Origin of the sequence: Streptococcus oralis subsp. dentisani (assembly GCF_002096685.1) — a bacterium.
Classification (GTDB): domain Bacteria; phylum Bacillota; class Bacilli; order Lactobacillales; family Streptococcaceae; genus Streptococcus; species Streptococcus oralis_AD.
In genome coordinates this window covers 129,968-148,858 of sequence record NZ_NCVA01000039.1, presented here as the reverse complement: position 1 = coordinate 148,858, position 18,891 = coordinate 129,968, and the positions used below count along the sequence as shown (strand labels likewise).

Annotated in this window: 17 protein-coding genes, 1 pseudogene and 1 other annotated feature (1 of these 19 running past the window's edge); all 18 genes and pseudogenes read right to left on the bottom strand. The window is 42.2% G+C overall.

The genetic code is table 11. The features are described from left to right. Nucleotides 1-3 (bottom strand) — a binding site (T-box leader); it reaches 213 nt to the left of the window's first position. A gap of 96 nt (nucleotides 4-99) precedes the next feature. Next, the gene (ppc, locus tag B7705_RS03550) at nucleotides 100-2,796 is read right to left on the bottom strand and encodes a phosphoenolpyruvate carboxylase (protein ID WP_084947825.1); all 2,697 of its coding nucleotides are present in this window, start codon (nucleotides 2,794-2,796) and stop codon (nucleotides 100-102) included. A 23-nt stretch (nucleotides 2,797-2,819) separates the two neighbouring features. Next, complete coding sequence (ftsW, locus tag B7705_RS03545; protein ID WP_084947821.1) at nucleotides 2,820-4,043, bottom strand: cell division peptidoglycan polymerase FtsW; 1,224 nt, start codon at nucleotides 4,041-4,043, stop codon at nucleotides 2,820-2,822. A 188-nt stretch (nucleotides 4,044-4,231) separates the two neighbouring features. Then, complete coding sequence (gene prsA, locus B7705_RS03540; protein ID WP_038805098.1) at nucleotides 4,232-5,173, bottom strand: peptidylprolyl isomerase PrsA; 942 nt, start codon at nucleotides 5,171-5,173, stop codon at nucleotides 4,232-4,234. Nucleotides 5,174-5,238: 65 nt separating this feature from the next. After that, nucleotides 5,239-5,952, bottom strand: a complete 714-nt coding sequence (locus B7705_RS03535) for an O-methyltransferase (RefSeq protein ID WP_084925793.1) — start codon at nucleotides 5,950-5,952, stop codon at nucleotides 5,239-5,241. Between the two features lies 1 nt (nucleotide 5,953). Next, nucleotides 5,954-7,756 (bottom strand): oligoendopeptidase F, encoded by a 1,803-nt coding sequence (gene pepF / locus B7705_RS03530; protein WP_084925791.1) that lies wholly within the window; start codon nucleotides 7,754-7,756, stop codon nucleotides 5,954-5,956. A gap of 18 nt (nucleotides 7,757-7,774) precedes the next feature. Beyond that, nucleotides 7,775-8,731: a competence protein CoiA gene (locus B7705_RS03525; protein WP_084947818.1), complete on the bottom strand. Its 957-nt coding sequence runs from the start codon at nucleotides 8,729-8,731 to the stop codon at nucleotides 7,775-7,777. A gap of 74 nt (nucleotides 8,732-8,805) precedes the next feature. Beyond that, nucleotides 8,806-9,953 (bottom strand): annotated as a pseudogene (locus B7705_RS03520) (PDDEXK family nuclease). 177 nt (nucleotides 9,954-10,130) lie between these two features. Beyond that, nucleotides 10,131-10,991, bottom strand: a complete 861-nt coding sequence (gene tehB, locus B7705_RS03515; RefSeq protein ID WP_084947817.1) for an SAM-dependent methyltransferase TehB — start codon at nucleotides 10,989-10,991, stop codon at nucleotides 10,131-10,133. 14 nt (nucleotides 10,992-11,005) lie between these two features. Next, on the bottom strand, nucleotides 11,006-11,473 hold the full coding sequence (gene smpB / locus B7705_RS03510; RefSeq protein WP_001051742.1) for an SsrA-binding protein SmpB: 468 nt from the start codon (nucleotides 11,471-11,473) through the stop codon (nucleotides 11,006-11,008). Next, entirely contained in the window at nucleotides 11,436-13,790 is a 2,355-nt protein-coding gene (gene rnr / locus B7705_RS03505; protein ID WP_084947814.1) for a ribonuclease R, read from the bottom strand. Before rnr ends, smpB begins: the two co-directional genes overlap by 38 nt. A 202-nt stretch (nucleotides 13,791-13,992) precedes the next feature. Beyond that, nucleotides 13,993-14,226, bottom strand: coding sequence for a preprotein translocase subunit SecG (secG, locus tag B7705_RS03500; RefSeq protein ID WP_007519515.1), 234 nt, complete (start codon nucleotides 14,224-14,226; stop codon nucleotides 13,993-13,995). A 39-nt stretch (nucleotides 14,227-14,265) separates the two neighbouring features. After that, nucleotides 14,266-14,415, bottom strand: a complete 150-nt coding sequence (rpmG, locus tag B7705_RS03495) for a 50S ribosomal protein L33 (protein WP_001809104.1) — start codon at nucleotides 14,413-14,415, stop codon at nucleotides 14,266-14,268. After that, entirely contained in the window at nucleotides 14,406-15,614 is a 1,209-nt protein-coding gene (locus tag B7705_RS03490) for a multidrug efflux MFS transporter (protein ID WP_001156308.1), read from the bottom strand. Before B7705_RS03490 ends, rpmG begins: the two co-directional genes overlap by 10 nt. Then, nucleotides 15,601-16,206: a dephospho-CoA kinase gene (gene coaE / locus B7705_RS03485; protein WP_000516166.1), complete on the bottom strand. Its 606-nt coding sequence runs from the start codon at nucleotides 16,204-16,206 to the stop codon at nucleotides 15,601-15,603. Before coaE ends, B7705_RS03490 begins: the two co-directional genes overlap by 14 nt. Next, nucleotides 16,206-17,030: a DNA-formamidopyrimidine glycosylase gene (gene mutM, locus B7705_RS03480; protein ID WP_084947811.1), complete on the bottom strand. Its 825-nt coding sequence runs from the start codon at nucleotides 17,028-17,030 to the stop codon at nucleotides 16,206-16,208. Before mutM ends, coaE begins: the two co-directional genes overlap by 1 nt. 48 nt (nucleotides 17,031-17,078) lie before the next feature. After that, complete coding sequence (gene era, locus B7705_RS03475; protein ID WP_084947809.1) at nucleotides 17,079-17,978, bottom strand: GTPase Era; 900 nt, start codon at nucleotides 17,976-17,978, stop codon at nucleotides 17,079-17,081. A gap of 16 nt (nucleotides 17,979-17,994) precedes the next feature. Then, a complete protein-coding gene (locus B7705_RS03470; protein ID WP_084947806.1) occupies nucleotides 17,995-18,390 on the bottom strand; it encodes a diacylglycerol kinase family protein in 396 nt (131 codons plus the stop codon). Continuing rightward, on the bottom strand, nucleotides 18,371-18,868 hold the full coding sequence (gene ybeY, locus B7705_RS03465; RefSeq protein WP_084947805.1) for an rRNA maturation RNase YbeY: 498 nt from the start codon (nucleotides 18,866-18,868) through the stop codon (nucleotides 18,371-18,373). The genes B7705_RS03470 and ybeY overlap by 20 nt, the downstream gene beginning before the upstream one ends. Nucleotides 18,869-18,891 lie beyond the last annotated feature (23 nt).

The window sequence follows — 18,891 nt, the reverse complement described above, 5'->3', positions numbered from 1 at the left end:
TAAATTATACCATTTTTCAACTACTTGTCAATACTATTTTTAGAATTTTTTAAACAATTCAAAAACTTCCCCTTGAAAAAAGAGGAAGTTTGTAGAATATCAGCCTGAATTACGCAAACCGGTTGCAATTCCGTTAATGGTTGTATGGATCAATCTTTCTTCGTCTGCCGACAATTCACCACGACGTTGACGTTTGATTAACTCCAACTGGATGTAGTTAAGGATATTAAAGTAAGGCATACGATAGTTTAGACTGTCTTTTAGGTAAGAGTTTTCAGCCAAGAGTTCGTCATAGCCTTCAATAGCTAGAATAATGTTCTTGGTCAATTGCCATTCATCTAAAATAGTGTAATAGATGGCTTGCACTTCTTCATCTTCACAAAGCTTGGCATATTCAAAGGCAATGTTCATGTTAGACTTAGATAAGACCATGTCTACATTGGAAAGCAAAGATTGGAAGAAAGGCCAGTTTTGGTACATGTCACGGAGAATCTCAATATTCTTTGGATCTTGATCAATATATTCTTTGAAGCTTGAACCCACGCCATACCATCCAGGGAACATGACACGACTTTGTGACCATGAGAAGACCCAAGGGATAGCACGCAAACCGCCGATTTCAGTGATGGTCTTACGAGCTGCTGGACGCGAACCGATGTTGAAGCTTGAAATAGCTTTGATTGGGCTTGACTCGAAGAAATAGTCATAGAAATGTTCATTTCCAAAGACCAAGTCACGGTAGATATCATAGCTGCGATCCACTACTTGGTCCATGATAGCTTCGTAACGATTTGACGTATTGGTATCACTCTTCTTCTTGGTAATCATACGGTTAATGGCTGCAGAAACCAACATCTCAAGGTTATAATAGGCAGCATCTTTGTTTCCGTATTTGTTTCCAATCACTTCTCCCTGCTCAGTCAGACGGATGCGGTCCTTAATAGACTTGAGTGGTTGAGATGTAATGGCTTCATAAGTTGGACCACCACCACGACCCACAGTACCACCACGACCGTGGAAGAAGGTAACTTTAACGCCAAATTCGTCTCCAATAGCAGTCAGTTGCTGTTGCGCTTTATATAATGTCCAACATGATGACAGGTATCCACCATCCTTGTTACTATCAGAGTAGCCAAGCATGATTTCTTGGTAGTTGTCTTTTGAAGCAATCCATTTTTTAGCCAAAGGTAGAGAGAAATATCTTCTCATGGTTTCTTCCGAATGATCCAAGTCTTCGATCGTTTCAAAGAGGGGAACAATCTGAACGCGTGCTTTTTGGGCATCCACCAAGCCGACTTCCTTGAGCATGATGGCTAATTCTAGCATATCGGATACACTTGTTGCATGAGAGATGATGGTTTGACGAATGACATTTTCACCTAGTTTATCCTTCAACTTGCGCGCAGCTTTAAAGATAGACAGTTCTTTTTCAAGCAGTTCTGACTTTTCAGCATGAGTGGCTGAGAGGATACGAGGATCTTCTTCCAACTCCTTCAAGAGGAGGGCGCATTTTTCATCTTCAGAGAGATCGCTATAGTGGTCGTTGATGCCAGCAGATGTTAACAATTCTGCCACACAGGCTTCATGAACACTAGAGTCTTGGCGCATATCGATAGAAGCAAGGTAGAAGCCAAAGATTTCAACTGCCTGCATCAACTCGACAAATTCTCCTGAAATCAGGTATTCTCCTTTGTTCTCAAGGAGAGAATCGCGAATAGCCAACAAATCTTGATAGAATTCATCCGCAGTGGCATATCTTGGCTGAAGATCCTTGTCTTCAATCAAATAAGCCTTGGTTGCCTGCATCTTAGCTTGGATATCAAAAAGAGCACGACGATAGAGTTCTTTTTCGCGATAAATGGAGTTATCTTGTGACTTCAGCGCCATCTCACGAACCTTGTCGCTGACATTCACGATGCTGGTTGAAAGTGAAAATTCACGATAGAGGTTATAAATCTTCTCGTCGTAGTAGTTCATGATGACTTCGCACTGAGTCAAGGCTGATTTGTTGAGGGTTTCCGCTGTTACGAAAGGATTTCCATCACGGTCTCCTCCGATCCACATCCCCATAGTAATTGGTTTTGGATGTTGGAGCTCGATACCTTGTTCTTTAGCCAATTTTTTATACTCAGCTGTCAAACGTGGAACAGCATTCAGGAAAGAACTTTGGTAGTACTCCATCACGTTAGTGATTTCGTTGGTTACTTTCAATTTCTTCTCACGAATCATGTCGGTTTGCATGATAATTTCAATGTAACGACGGAGATCCATGTTCCATTTTTCTTTATTAATCAAGCCGAGTTTGACATCACGGTACTTACGTAAGAGCGTATGGATATGGTTGGTCAAGTCCAGCATACTCTTACGTTGTACTTGTGTTGGATGGGCAGTTAATACCGGAACGACATTTAACTTTTCTAAAATTTCAGCTGCATTTTCTTTCTCAGCTACCATTTTAATTGTTGTGGATAGTTTTCCTAGATAGTCTTGATCCACATTATTTTGGTGATTGATCTCATAGGCTAAGTCCACATCCTCAGAGATATTAATCAAAAGCGGAAGGATGGAGAAATAGCGAGAAATGTAAATCATTTCTTCATTCGAAAGACTGGTCACTAGGTCATTGAGCCCTTGATAATTCTCGCTTGTAGACAAGTCCTTCAACTGCATGATTTTATCAAAAGTCTCTGGCGCTAGCATATTTTTAGTGATGTCTTCTAACAGCTCTGTCAAAATCAAGACTTCTTCTTGAACGACGGCTTTATTGCTATAGTTTTCTAATTTTTGAAGTGACATAAACTTTCCTTTCCATACAACCCTTACAGCATCTCAGAGGTTTGACCTTCATATTCTCTGATAAGTTTGGCACGTTTTTCACTAGCATCTATATTTAATACAAAGGCAATGGCTACAGATAAGACTAGGAGACTATTTCCCCCTTGTGAAAGGAAGGGGAAGGTTACCCCTGTAGAAGGGATCAATCCAGAAATCCCACCAATATTGACAAAGACCTGAACCAGAATCATCCCCCCGACACCGATAGCAACCATAGAGTTAAAGGGATCCTTAGCTCGAATACCAACCAAGATGATTCGCAAAATCAAGAAGAAGAGGAGTGCCAAAATCATACTCGCTCCTACAAATCCAAACTCCTCGATGACGATCGAAAAGACGAAATCTGTGTGAGCTTCTGGCAAATAACCACGCTTTTCGATGGAATTTCCTAATCCAAGTCCAAACCAGCCACCATTCACCATGGCATAGTAGGAATTTGCAAGCTGGTGTCCTGCGCCTGCCAAGTCATTAAAAGGATTAAAGAAGGCACTGAAACGTTTGGCAACGTAGCCAAATACCGGAATTTGAGAAAACTTCTCAACGCCAACAAGACGAATGACAGACAAGACTAAAATGGAACTTCCTGCTAAGAGAGTTAGAATAGTCGAGAACCAACGATAGGCAATTCCACTAACTGTGTACATAAGCAGTGACACCAAGACCAGAATGGTCGCATTTCCCAAGTCAGGGAAAATTCCCAAACTACCAATCAAAACCAGTAAAACGAAACGCCAGTCGTTAAAAGCTCGAGGTAACCACTGATTCTGAGTCAAGACTTGGAAATCGTAAACAGCTATCTCATCTTGCTGTTTTGAGAATCGATGGGCTAGGTACCAAATAATGATAATCTTAAGATATTCAGCAGGCTGAATCGTTACAGGTCCTACAGAAATCCAACCGTAGGCACCATTGACTGGGGTTCCAATTAGCCGAGCCAAAGCTAGGAGAATCATCTCTACAAACATAACGATAAAAATCAAGCGTTCATTTCTTAAAAAACCAAGTTTCAGTTTATAAATTAAGGCAATCAAAACCAAACTAACTACCCAAAACATTCCTTGGTTCCGAGCTAACTGAAGAGCACTTTTCCCTTCTTGGATCAAGGTAGCACTCGTAGTTGAGTAAACAACAATTAGACCCAAAATCGATAAAAGGAGGTAAGGAATCAAAATGGAATAGTTCAATAGGTACCTTTTACTAATTTTCATATGTCACCACTCTAATAGAAACAGAGAAAACTGTTCCTAATTCCGTTTTATTTTCTAGTTTTGATTGCTATTATACCATTTTTTCAGAAAGAAAAAAACTCTTATCCTCCAATCCTTCGAATTTTGCTATTTGGCCGAAACTGATCACAAAAAATACAAACTTCAAGACAAAGTTTGTATTTTCTTTTTTATTCTGCTGATGAGCTACTGCTTGAGTTTGAGTCTGCACCACCAACGTATTGGGCAAAGATATTTTGGAAAACAGGATCTTTCACTTTAATATTTGCAGCTTGGAATTCTTTTCCGATAACGCTCTGAACGAAAGATGAATCGTTTTGTTTCTGAGCAAGGATGACCGTTTTCAATTTTTCTTTGTAGTCATCTAGGTTTGATGATTTTTCTGTTTTCTTGGTTAGCTTAATAATGTAGTATTGGGTACTGTAGGCTTGTGTTCCAGTCGCTGTGATAACATCAGAGACACCATTCACATCCAAGGCAAAGGCCGCCTTCTTGACTTGTTCTGGAAGTTCTGTTGAAGCAGAGTCAAAAGTGATTTCGCCACCATTTTCTTTTGTCTTGTCATCATTTGAGTTGTCTTTTGCCAACTGAGCAAAATCAGCTCCTTCAGCTTTTGCTTTTTCGAGCACTTCTTTGGCCTTGTCTTCATTATCCATACGGATGATCTGAGCTGTTACATCTGGTGTATAAGACTCAAAAGCTTTTTGGTAAGCTTCGTCAGTCAATTCACTCTCTGCGGCTTTTTTAACTGCCAATTCGACCAACTTACTTGTGCGAATTTGGGCTTTACGAGTCTCAGGAGTCATACCCGCACGTTGAAGTACGCTGTTGTAGCTATCGCCGTATTTCTTTTGTTCCTCAGCAACGGCATCATCCACCTCTTTGTCAGTCACTTCTGAACCATATTGTTTTTCAAATACTTTTTGGATGGTCATATTAAGCAAGACTTGTTGCGCAGTTGGATTGTTTTTGACTTGTTCATAAAATTGGTGTTCAGTGACGACATCACCCTTCATGCTGATGAGGTCAGCCCCTTCAGAACTTTTTGAACAAGCAGCCAAAGTCGCTACAGATAATAAGGTAATGGCTCCTGCCAATAGTTTTTTCTTCATGTTTACTCCTTTTATGGTAAGTTACCTTCTCTATTTTACTAAATTGTCTTAAATTTTTCTAAAAATCATTCACTCTCAGGAAGCTGCACATCTGCTACATTTTTTCTCAGCATGAGAATCCCGTCTCCGAGCGGAACTAGGGTTGCTGTTAGACCTGGATTGTCTAAAGTTGCGTCGAAAAGTCTTTGCAAACCACGGTAAATGGTTCGTTGACCCCGGCGGACTTCCATGATATCCTTGGCAACATCTCCTCCTTGGAAAATATCATCCAAGACCACCACTCCACCGACTTCCAAGTGTTTGAGGATTTCTGGTAGAAAGACGATATACTTGGACTTGGCCGAATCCATAAAGACAAAGTCATAAGTTTCTGTCAGACTAGATAAAACATCGACTGCATCTCCCTCTAAGAGGGTGATTTGCTGACGACTGTCAAACTGGGCAAAGTTTTCCTTGGCAAAACCAATCATCTCAGGATTACGGTCAATCGTTGTAATCTTAGCATCTGGCGCATGTTCCGCCATCAAAAGTGCTGAAAAACCGATAGCTGTTCCAATTTCCAAAATGTTCTTGGGCTGCAAACTTTCCATGAGAAAACGGAAATAAGCAACTGTCTCATGAGGGATGATGGGAATATTTTCCTTGCGAGCGAAGGTTTCCAATTCTTTCAAGGAACCTGTCACCTGCTTTTGACGCTGGCGCATGAGTTCTACGATTTCTTCCTTGACGACGGGACGGCGCATATTGTGATTGGCATTTTTACTGTAAGATTCTACCATCTTAAGCTAGTCCCAATTTTTCAACAAGGGCTTCAAACTCGTTCAAGCGGCGTTCAAAGACTGCAAAGGCATCGTTGAGATAGTCTTCTTTTTCCATATCAACCCCCGCTTTTCTCATAACATTGAGCGGATAGTCTGACTTACCTGCCTTGAGGTAGTCTATATAGCGGTCACGGTCTTCTTGACTACCATGGACAATCTTTTCAGCTAAGGCTGAAGCAGCTGCAAAACCAGTTGAATATTGATAAACATAGTAGTTATAGTAGAAATGTGGAATGCGCGCCCACTCGTATTGGATCTGAGGATTGTCTTCCTTGCTGAGTCCATAGTACTCTTGGTTCAAGTCAGCGTAGAGTTTATTGAGGAAATCACTTGTCAAGACTTCTCCATTTTGGTCTGCTTGGTGGATGGCATGTTCAAACTCAGCGAATTGAGTTTGACGGAAGACTGTTCCACGGAAACCATCTAGGAAGTTATTGAGAATAGCAAAGCGAGTTGCATCGTCTTCCACTTCCTCCAATAATTTCTCTGTCAAGATATTTTCGTTTGTGGTTGAGGCAATCTCAGCCAAGAAAATGGAGTAATCTCCGTAAACATAAGGTTGGGTTTCACGAGTATAGCTAGAATGCATACTGTGACCTGTTTCATGGACAAGGGTAAAGAGATTGTCTAGATTGTCCTGCCAATTGAGAAGCATAAAGGCATTGGTATCATAAGAACCACCAGAGTAGGCACCAGAACGCTTGCCTTGATTTTCATAGACATCAATCCAGCGCTCTCCGAAAGCACGTTTGACACGGCTCAAGTAGTCGTCACCTAAAACTGCCAAAGCTTCTTCTGCCTTTTTCAAGGCTTCTTCGTAGGTAAAGCTATAATCTACTGACGAAAGTGGTGTGTAGACATCGTACATCTTGAGATCAGAAATACCCAAGATTTTAGAACGAAGTTCTAGGTATCGATGCAAGAGTGGCAAATGCTTGCGAACTGCTGCTACTAGATTGTCATAGACACTTTCTGGAACAAAGTTTGCTGCGAGGGCTGCATGACGAGCACTCTTATAGTTGCGAACTTTGGCACGGTAGTTTTGCACCTTAACATTTGTCTGCAAAGTCTTAGCATAAGTGTGTTGGAATTGCTCATAAGTCGCATAGAGGGCTTCATAGGCTCCACGACGCACTTCACGGTTTTTAGACTCCATCAAACGGATGTAAGTACCGTGTGAGAGTTGCACTTCATTGCCTTCGTCATCAAGGACATATGGGAAGCTAATATCCGCATTGTCCAAAATAGCGAAGGTTTCACTAGCAGCGCCAAAGATTTCTCCTGCTCCAGCAAGCAATTCTTCCTCACGTTGCGAAAGAACATGGTCTTTCTTTTGCAAGAGCTTGTCAAAAAAGTGCTTGTAAACTTGGAGTTTTGGTTGAGCTTCTAGGAAGGCCGCATACTGCTCTTCGCTAATCTCCATAAACTCAGGTTCATAGAATGAAAAGGCTTGTTCTAACTGACTGTATAGGGTCATTGCCTTAGCATAGTACTCTTGATACTTGGCTTCACGCGTGTCCTGGTCATTTTTCATATGCGCGTAGACATAAAGCTTTTCAACTTGGCGTTCCAAGTCAAGTGAGAATTCTGTAATCTCAAGCAAACTGTCTGCGCTGTCCAAGAGATGCCCCTCATACTGGGCTGCTGTTTGTACTTTTTCAGTTAAATCTTTCAAGGCTTCTTCCCAAGCCTGATCTGTTGGGTAGATTGTCGAAAGATCCCATGTATCTTTTTCATTTATTTCATGTCGTTGTAATACCATAAGATTCCTCCATCCTTTCTATTTTACCACATTTTTTGAGAAATATAAGTGATAAAAGGCTGGTGGATAGAGCTTTTGGCGATTATTTTTCGGATTTTTTTGATAGTAAGTCTGAAAATTTCTATAATAGCTAGTCAAATCCGTTTCAATCTGTAAAAAATCACCTGATGCTATCGGTCTGACCTGGGGATACCAGTCGCCTAGTTGACGGTTTAATAGATTGTCTCCTTGATGATAGGCTTCCTCCTGTTTCTTCATCCAGTAAGGTGTTTGGTAGTACAATTGCTGGCGAATGTAGTGACAGATAGTGGAATCTTGTACAACTTCAAAACGAGGCAGTTTTTGTTTCTGATAAGGAAATCTTAGAATTTCCAAGAGATTTCCTTGGCCAAAGGGAAATTCCTTGACCTGAAAATGAAGCTTGCCACGTAGGTCCTGATGTAAAAGGTATTTTAGTCTCAGAACTTGCTTTTTGAGATCCAGTTCCCAAACATAGAAACCCATATTTTGACTAAAATAGAGAAATCCCCTTTGCAGTTGTGTAAGTCGCTCTTTTAACCAGAGTTTTTCTCCCAGTAGCCAGATAACTTGGTAGCCCTGACTGCGGTATCCTTGGCTTCTACCGCCTAAAAGCTTTTGAGACAAGGGACTGCACTGAACCTCCAGAGCTAGTTTCTCATTGACGAGAACATCCGCTATCTGCTGAATCTCGGGTAGACTATACTCTAAGGAGACTTGATTGTCCTTCTTGGCCCAGTGATAAAGGGCCTCTTTGTTGCCCAAGTGTTCTGGACTTTCATTTTCAAAAATAGCGATACAATCTCTTAACCTTTCATGGGCAAAATGCGTTCGAATACTCTGTCCTTGTCGTAATCGTAGTCCACCACCACAGCTTGGACAAGTATAAGCTTGCTTGGTCACATCTTTTTCGAGGGCATTCACCAATTTTCCCTTGACATCTCTGGCTACAAACATGGTCTACCTCCTTTTCTCATTTATTCGAAAAAAAAATAAAAAAGACTGGAATTCCAGCCTTTCATATTGCTTTTTTATCTTTTAAATCTCTTAGAGTATTTTTTAGTATAGGAATGAGATTGGGGATCTGCTCGCTTCTAATGACGAGCACGCCATATTCCTGACAACGATTGGCATAAACGGGATTGATTTTCCCCGTACAGACAATTAACTTGAGGCAACTCTCCCCAGCAAAATGATTGGCGTAGACTTCTAGTTCGTTGATGGCTTCAACTGATAAATCTGTCATCTTGCAGGAGATAAAGGTAATCGAGCGCCCCTTTCTCAGAATGACATCAATCTCATTTTGAACATTGTCTGCCTCTGGAAAGATGCCGTTCCAATCAATTTCACCGCCTATCATGCACTCATCAAACAGCTGAGATTCAAGCGCCAAGAGATAGAGATACACCTCTAAAATATGCCCCTTGTTGCGACAAAAAACTTGAGCTTCTTGACTTGGAAAGCTGTATGCTACTCGTTTCTTGTCTTCACTTTCAATACGAATCATCCCAGCCTCCACAAGTAAAGGGATGAGAGATTCTGGGTAGTGATAATACTTGCCATTGTTTTCCAGTATCTTTTCGGTTTCAGCATGAAGGTCATTGGTCTTAGCTAGAGAGAAAAATTGGGTCACTTGATACCAGTGAGCAGGATTGGAAATGGCAGAGCTGGCTAATTTTTTGATGGCAGCAATTTGCTCAACTGAGTGGATAGGGCGTTTTGATTTGAGCATTTTTCCACCACGCAAGGCTATCAACTGTTGGATGCTTAGGGTAGGGATGTCCAAGTCTTCTTTTTCCAACTGACCAGCTACCCACTTGTATTGTTTTCCCCGCTCGACATCCATGGCAACGATGGGGAGGTCCCGATCCAAGCCGTATTGATAGAGGGATAAGGCTAGTAGCGAATCTCCTCCAAAAACATCGAGAAGGACTTGGTCGTAACCTGCTAGGCAATAATCTAACTGATCAGACAGCTGTTCTAAGGATAGCTGACGAAAGGTCACTCGTTGAATATGGGGAACCTCATCCAAGATAAAATGGCGCAGTGAAAGTTTATCGTTATTACTTATTTTCGTCAAAGATAGAAAAAGAATCTCGTCACAATCACTGATAAAGGCTTGGTAGACATTCTTTTCCAATACATGCCGATCATACAGCTCCACCAAAAGACTCGTCATTGGATCACCTCCATCATCTACAACATCTTGCGCTGAGAGCGACAGCAATACAGTTTTACTGCTCAGATTTTCTATTTCTAGTATAGCATAAAATCCTGCTCGCCCCAATCAACCAACGCAAATAAAAACGAATAGAAACTATTTTTAAAGGTTACTATTCGCTTGTATATGTTTGATTTACTTGATTTTTTTGGCTAACATGGTCGCAAAGCGTAGTTGAATGCGATTGCCATTTTCATCACGACGGTGCAGATGTCCTGGATTTTCATTATACTTGACCAATTCCCAATCCTTGTAGTAGTCCGCCAACTCCCCTTCTTTAAAGGTGAATGGGAAGTTGACTGAGCAAGGATAATCCTCTGTATCCATCGCACAGACGATAAGATTGTAACCACCGACTGTGGTGTGCTCCTGCATATTTTTAATAATAGCTGGAATGCGGTCCGCTTGTAGAAACATCAGAACAACTGTTGAAACGATAAAATCATAGGCTTGCCCAATGCTAGCTGAATTGATATCGTAAAGACCGACAGGCATGTCTAGATCCTCTTGCTCCACAATGCTTTGCAAGATTTCAAGGGACAATTCATTTTGATCCACAGCTGTCACATCAAAACCATTCTGCGCAAGAAAGAGAGAGTTACGGCCTTGACCACAACCCAAATCCAAGGCTCTTCCTGGTTTTACCGTTTGCATGGCCTCTAAGACTTCCGAATGAACAGGATTGGTATTGTATTTCTTAGTGAAATAATCCTCAGGTTTACAATAAAATTCCAAGTACCATTCTACATCATCAGTGGCAGCCTCTACTCGGTGCCAGGCTTGCGGTTGCGCCATAGGGTTGTCAGCTCCTGCCTCAAAGAGGTGCTCAGCTAGAACCTCACCATCTTCTGTCAACTCAATAAACTTGAGTGCCCCCTTCAAGACAGTAATTTTTCCCCAAGTACCAACCTTGGTATTGTGTTTTTGCTGGACAATTTCAGGCATGGTCTGTTTATTCCATAAGGGCATCCGTTTATAGGCAATTAATTTTTCCATTTTACTTCCTCTTCTTAACGCTGGTTGACAGCTTTCATCACACGCGCGATGTCGCGGTTTTGTTCACGACGCTTGATCGACTCCCGTTTGTCATAGTCATGTTTCCCTTTAGCAAGTCCTAAAAGAAGCTTGGCATAGCCATCTTTAATATAGACCTTGAGGGGAACAAGGGTCATTCCTGTTCCTTTGGTCTCTTGTTCCAATTTTTGGATTTGCTTCTTATGGAGTAAGAGTTTGCGACGACGTTCTGGTTCCTGGTTCCAGATATTGCCCTCTTCGTAAGGGGCGATATGAACATTGCTCAGCCAGACTTCCCCATTTTTTACTTGGGCAAAGCCGTCCTTGAGATTGATTCGAGCAGCTCGAACGCTCTTGATTTCAGTTCCGGTCAGGACCATTCCTGCCTCTAGCGTATCTACGATTGTATAGTCGTGGTGCGCTTTTTTATTTTGTGCGACGACCTTTCCCTCGCCCTTTGCCATGCTTGGCTCCTTTCTTTGCTACTTCTTTGTAAAAAGGTTTCTTGCCTTTTTTCTTTTTATCTTTTTGTGAATGCTTGTGCTTATCATTTGAGCGCCCTGATTTTCTCTTGTCTTCCTTCTTGTCTGAACGGCGATTTGAACCACGACCTCTGTCTTTGCGCCCAGCTTGTTTCAAGCCTTTTTCGATGACATCAAACTCACTTGGGATATAAGAGAAGTCAATCTCACCTGTCATCTTATCCGCTCTTTCAACCCGAATGCGAATCTGCTGTCCTACACGGAAGGTTGTGCCTGATTTCTCCCCACGGAGTGTCAAGTCACGCTCGTTGAAATGATAAAATTCAGGCAAATTAGTAATGTGAATCAAGCCTTCAACTGTATTTGGCAATTCAACAAAGAGACCAAACTTGACGATGCTGGATACAACTGCATCGTACTCTTCACCAACGTATTCTTCCATGTACTCAGCCTTTTTCATGGCTTCGACTTCACGCTCCGCCTCGATGGCACGACGCTCACGATTGGAAGACTGGGTTGCAATCTCTGGAATCACTTGTTCAAAATGCTCGGCTATTTCCTTGGAACGACCATAGTCCCGAATCATGCGGTGGACAAGGAGATCTGGATAACGGCGAATCGGACTGGTAAAATGAGTATAATAGTCTGCAGCAAGTCCATAGTGACCGTGATTGTGCTCAGAATAGCGAGCTTGTTGCATGGATCGGAGAAGCATCATGGACAATACATCCGCATAGGGTTTCCCCTCAACAGCACGCATGATGTCTTGAAGCGCCTCCTGGCTAATCTCACTGGCAGTTCCATAAATCCGCAAACCAAAGCTCGAAGCATAATCAATAAACTTCTGAACTTTTTCAGCCTTGGGCTCCTCGTGAATCCGATAGATAAAAGGTAGGTCCAGCTTGCTAAAGTGCTCGGCAACCGTTTCATTGGCAATCAACATGAAAGACTCGATCATCCGCTCAGCAACACCACGCTGACGAAGAACGATATCCACAGGCTTACCTTTTTTATCCACTAGAATCTTTGCTTCACTTGTATCAAAATTAAGGGCACCACGTTTCTCACGCATGCTTTCTAGCCTTTCATGTAGCTTGGCCATGAGTTCGATACTAGGAACAATTTTCTTAAACTCTTGTCTTTTTTCCTCGTCGCCAGCCAGGATGTCATTGACAGTGCTATAGGTCATACGAAAACTAGTCTTGATCACTGTTTGTGTAATGGTGTAATTAACTACACGACCGTGTTTATCAATTTCCATAATAGCAGACTGGGTCAAGCGATCTACTTGAGGATTGAGAGAGCAAATGCCGTTTGACAAACGCTCTGGAAGCATTGGGACCACACGGTCTGTCACGTAGACAGAAGTCGCGCGGTTAAGGGCTTCCTTGTCGAGGGCAGACCCCTCAGTCACGTAGTAGGAAACATCCGCGATGTGAACTCCGAGTTCGATATTGCCATTTTTCAAAGCCTTGATGTGAACTGCATCGTCCAAGTCCTTGGCATCCGCACCATCAATGGTAAAGGTGATTTCATCTCTCAGGTCCAGACGACCTTCCATATCCTTTTGAGACGGAGCATCTGGCACACTTTCTGCCTCCTTGAGAACAGCTTCTGGAAATTCTGAAACAATATCCATGGACTCCAAAACTTCAAGGACATCAATCCCTGCATCTGTCGAGTGTCCCACCACATCGAGGACACTAGCGACAAAGAAATCATGTTTCTTACTTGGGTATTTGTCGATAAAGACCTTGAGAACTTCTGTTCCTTCAAGTTTGAGGGCTGGTTTCTTCACATAAATAGGTTGGCTGATTTTCTGATTTTTGGAACGGATGTAACCCGCATACTTGGGCTTTTCCTGATCCAGAACGATTTGCCCGACAACTGTCGTCAGACTATGCTCTAGGATATCAATAATTTTGGCTTCTGCAGCTGTTCCCTTGTTACGGTCAGCAACTTTCTTGATGACCACCTCAACGGTATCGCCGTCAATAGCATAGTTGACATCGTTTTTTCCTACAAAAAGGTCGTCCTCTTCTCCTTCTAGACTAACAAAGCCAAAGCCGTTTTTACGGGCATGAAAAATCCCTTTGAGGGTAATTTCATGTTTCTTCTTCTGGTCCAGACATAAACTACCATCATCTTCAAAACGAATCTGGTGCTTTCTTTCCATCAGAGACAGGGTTTTAATCAACTCACGGAAATCCTTGGACCCATCCTTTCCGAGAGCCTGAGCTAGGTCATTTACCGTCACTCGCCCCTTCTCTTGCAAATATTCTTTAATTTTATCTTTCATGTTTTCTTTCTAGATTTTTTAATTTTCTTTTACTGTAAGACCTTCTCAAACATCATTTAATACTCGATAAAAATCAAAGAGCAAACTAGAAAGCTAGGCGCAGGCAGTACTGGAGTACGACAAGCCGACGCTGACGTGGTTTGAAGAGATTTTTGAAGAGTATAAAAATAAAAAGAGGCAAAGACCTAGTCTCGCCCATTTCTTATCTACTTGATAATACCGTCAATGCTAAGGCAATGGCTAGCCAGAAAAAGACTAAAACACCTGTCAAACGTTGCATCACGGCTTCAAAACCACGCGCTTTACTACGTTCAAACAAATCACCCGAGCTGGCATCAAATACATTGCTGGATTGGTTCTTAGTTGGTTGCATGAAAATCGCAATCACAATCACAACAGATAATACTAATAAAATGGTTAATAATAGGTTGTACATATCAAACTCCTTAAAATCCCTATTATTTTACCATAAATTCTACTTAGATTCAAGATGTAGGGTTACTTTTCTTTCCTTGGGACAATACTTTAAAACTTCAATCTTGTCTGGATGGGTTTTGGAGTTTTTACTGGTTAGGTAATTAATACTGCCACAAGAGGAGCATTTGAGATTGATTTTTACTCGCACGAGATTTCCTTTACTTTTAATAATGATCTAAATTGAACTAAGTTGTATAAACAACTAAGAGCCACACAGGCTGCTGTCGCATAAAAAACAGAGTGGTAGCCGAATTGCCCTGCTACTGCTGAACCAGTCATGGGACCAACAACACCCCCAAGGTAGAAAAAGACTTGGTTAAAGGCAAAAATTCTTGAAATACCTGATTTTGGAGTCATTTTGCTGAGAAGAGCATTGACCCCTGGTATCAGAGCACCCGTTCCCAAACCAAAGAGAAAACGATACAAGCCAAGTTGAAGGGGGCTGGTTGCATGGGCACAAAGAAGGTAAATGATGACTGAATAAATCTGCGCTGCAACTAAAAGTCTATGATTTCCCACCTTATCTCCTAGTTTTCCCATCACTCCAGCACTCATCATGCTAGAAAATCCCATACTGGATACGATCAAGCCCGATACAAAGAGGAGATTTTCAGTCTGCCCTAAGTCCCGCACATAGAGAGCCAGGATAGGACCAATTGATTGAGCTGAAAATTGAATGACAAAGCTGGTTAAAAACAAGTTAATCAAAAGATGAGAGTGTTTAATAGAACTAAACAACTCTTTTGTTGGGATAGCCTTCTCCTTGGCTACTGGTTGAAAATCTTCCTTGATAAAGAAAATGGTTAGGATTGCAGCTAAAAATAGGAAGGCACCCACCAATAAAAAGACGTTACGAATCCCAAAAATTTCAGCAATCAAGCCACCTACAAAGGGGCCGGTTAGGGTTCCTGCAACAACACCTGTTGATAGAGTCCCCAAAGCATAGCCAGACTTATCCTTGGGGACTTGACTGGCTATTAAAGCTGTCGCATTCGGTACGAAACCTGTAAATACGCCATTTAGTAATCTAAGAAAGATTAACCAATAGATATTTGGAACAAAGGCCAAGCCTCCCATGGTGATGGTCATGGCAAGGCCAGCTCGAATCATCATGGGCTTTCGACCGTACTTGTCAGCAAGAATACCCCAGATAGGAGAAACTAGAGCTGCTGAAACAGCCGAAACTGAGATGGCTAATCCAGCATAGAAAGCAACTTGGTCGCTCTCGATTCCCAACTGCTCTACAAAGATAGGCATAAAAGGTACGACCAAGGAAATACTGGCTCCCGTTAAAAAACTACCGAACCAGGCGACACGAAGATTCTCTTTCCAACTAATCTCTTGCACAGCTATCGCCTCCTTCAAGTAACTTCACTACTTGACCCACAAGCTGATCACGACTGCCATTATTATCTAGTATACGACTCGCCAATTTTTTCTTTTCTTCTAAAGACCACTGGACTGCCAGACGCGACTCCGCTACTTCTTTAGAAAGTTGATCCCGTTTCATGAAACGTTCCACCTGAACATCACGGTTCACATAGACCAGCCATGTTTCATCAAACCAGTTGGCGTAGTTCTGCTCAAAAAGCAGAGGAATATCCATGAAAAATATCGCTTCTGTCTGGGCTAACTGGTCTCTCAGTGCAGCCAATTCCTCACGAATAATCTCTCCTTGGGTTTGCTTAGACCATTCTTGCTCTTCAGGGTTTGAGAAGATGAGACTAGCCAGGAGAGGGCGATTGAGTTCTCCATTTTCTAAGATAATTTCCTGCCCAAAGTGCTGAACTAAGAGCTGATAAAGACGACCATCAGGTCTTTGTAACTGGTGGACGACTGCATCAGCATCCACCACTTGAAAGCCTTTTTCTCTTAGAAAATTTGTCACTGTTGACTTCCCAGAGGCAATTCCTCCTGTAATTCCAATGATTTTTCCCATCAGTCCCTCCTTTGACACTGAGGACAAAAATGAGTTCCTCGTCCACCGAGCTGGAATTTCTCAATGAGGGTAGCACAGCGGGAACATGCTTGACCAGTCTTATCATAGACCTGATGAAAATCCTGCATAGTTCCATCTTCCCCAAAGGCATTGGTATAGGTTCGAATGGTGGAACCGCCCTTTTCAACTGCCTGTCCCAAAACAGCAATGGTCTGGTCATGAATAGCTGACGCTTCTTCTGCTGTTAAACTCTGAGAAGATCGAGCTGGATGGACCTGTGCTCGCCAGAGGACCTCATCCACATAGATATTGCCAAGGCCAGCTACCAGGGTCTGGTCTAGGAGATGGGATTTGATAGGCTTTTTAGACTTGGCTAGAGCGACTTGAAAATCCTGCAAATCAAAGTCCTGCTCTCTTGGTTCAGGGCCTAGTTTTTTAGAAACAAAGTAGGCTTCCAAAATGTCGGGCGCCAGCAGTTCCATAGTACCAAACTTGCGCACATCCTCATAAACAAGCGTACCTCCATCTTCAAACCGAATGAAAACATGGGCATGCTTGCGTTCAGGAACCTGATCTGGACAGTAAAAATACTTGCCCTCCATCCGCAGATGGGAAATCAAGACCTTATCTGTCAGGTTAAAAAGTAGATATTTCCCACGGCGTCCCATTGACTCGATAATCTGACCAGGCAATTCCTTTTGAAACTCGTCCAAATCTGTCTTGATCATCTTGGGATAACGAATCTCTAGGCTAGAAATCTTCTTTCCCAAAATCAATTTTTCTAAGCCACGACGAACCGTTTCAACCTCTGGTAATTCAGGCATCGTTCCTCCTTCTGTAAAAACAAGAAGCAGGCATGAGCCCACCTCTACTTAGTATTCTTTCTCATTATAGCCAAAATCAGCCAAATCTAGCTTTTTATCACGCCAGTTTTTCTTGACCTTGACCCAAGTTTCTAGGAAAACCTTATCCCCTAGCATGAGTTCGATATCACGACGGGCCAGGCTACCAATTTTCTTGAGCATTGCACCACCTTTTCCAATGATAATGCCTTTTTGGCTATCTCGCTCCACCATGATAGTTGCACGGATGTGAACCTTGTCTGTCTCTTCATCCCGCTTCATGGAGTCAACTACCACTGCAACTGAGTGAGGAATCTCTTCTCGAGTTAGGTGCAAGACTTTCTCACGAATCATTTCAGAAACCAAGAAACGCTCAGGATGATCTGTGATTTGATCAGCTGGGAAATACTGGAAACCTTCCTCAAGATTTTCACTCAAAATATCGATTAGACGAGAAACGTTATTTCCCTGAAGGGCTGAGATAGGAACAATTTCCTTAAAGTCCATCTGGTTACGGAAATCATCAATCTGAGCCAAAAGCTGGTCTGGGTGGACCTTGTCAATCTTATTCACCACCAGAATCACAGGAACCTTGGCAACTTTCAGACGCTCGATAATCATATCGTCGCCCTTACCACGTGGCTCATCAGCTGGCACCATGAATAGAACAGTATCCACTTCACGCAAAGTACTATAGGCAGATTCCACCATAAAATCCCCAAGAGCCGTCTTAGGCTTGTGAATCCCCGGTGTATCGATAAAGACGATTTGTTCCTTATCCGTTGTGTAAATCCCCATGATTTTATTGCGCGTTGTCTGCGCCTTGTCACTCATAATAGCAATCTTTTGCCCCATGACGTGATTCAAAAAGGTTGACTTCCCAACATTGGGACGTCCTAAAATGGCTACAAAGCCTGATTTAAATGTCATAATTTCCTCTTATTGTTTAAAATAATAAATCCCAAATGCGTGGGAGAAAGATAAGTGCACCTGTCACTGCAGCAAAAAGAGAGACCACTAGAACGGCACCTGCTGCCATGTCCTTGGCTTTCTTTGCCAACATAGAAAAGTGATAGTGACTGGCTAAATCCACCACATTTTCAATAGCAGAGTTAATAATTTCAAACGCTACTACCAAGAAAATGCTCATTAGGAGAAAGAGCCATTCGATTCGTGACACCTGAAAAACAAAACCTGCAAGGATAACTACTAGAGCCGTCACTGCATGTTTTCGCATATTGCGTTCTTCCTTGATGGCAGTCAGAATTCCTGTAATAGCAAATTCCAAACTGGATACCAGGTCACGGTTTTTCCATTTTCGTTTATTGTCTTGTGAGTCCATAGGCTGTCAAAATTTCTTCTTGTAAACCGAACATCTCCGCTTCTTCTTCCGGAGTGTAGTGATCGTAGCCGTTAATGTGTAAAAAGCCGTGTACTGCCAAGAATCCCATCTCTCGCTCAAAGCTGTGACCATATTCCTCAGCCTGCTCATGCGCTTTATCAATAGAGATGAAAAGTTCCCCAATATAGGCATCAAACTCGGACATCATTTCTGCTAATTCAGGATTTTCAAACAAATCCTCTTCGTCAAAGGCAATGTCCAACTCTGGTTTATACTCAAGGCTGATGACATCTGTCGGACGGTCCGTGTCACGGTACTCGAGATTGAGTTCGTGGCTACGCTCGTTGGTCACAAAAGTGACTGCCATCTCCTTGTCTTCTTTTCCTATTTTTTGGGCTGCAAATTCCAAAATTTCTTGGGTTTGGTGCAAGATTTCTTGTGAAACTTGACCAGTTTCATCTACCATTTCAATATACATGTACTTCTCGATTCTCTTTACTT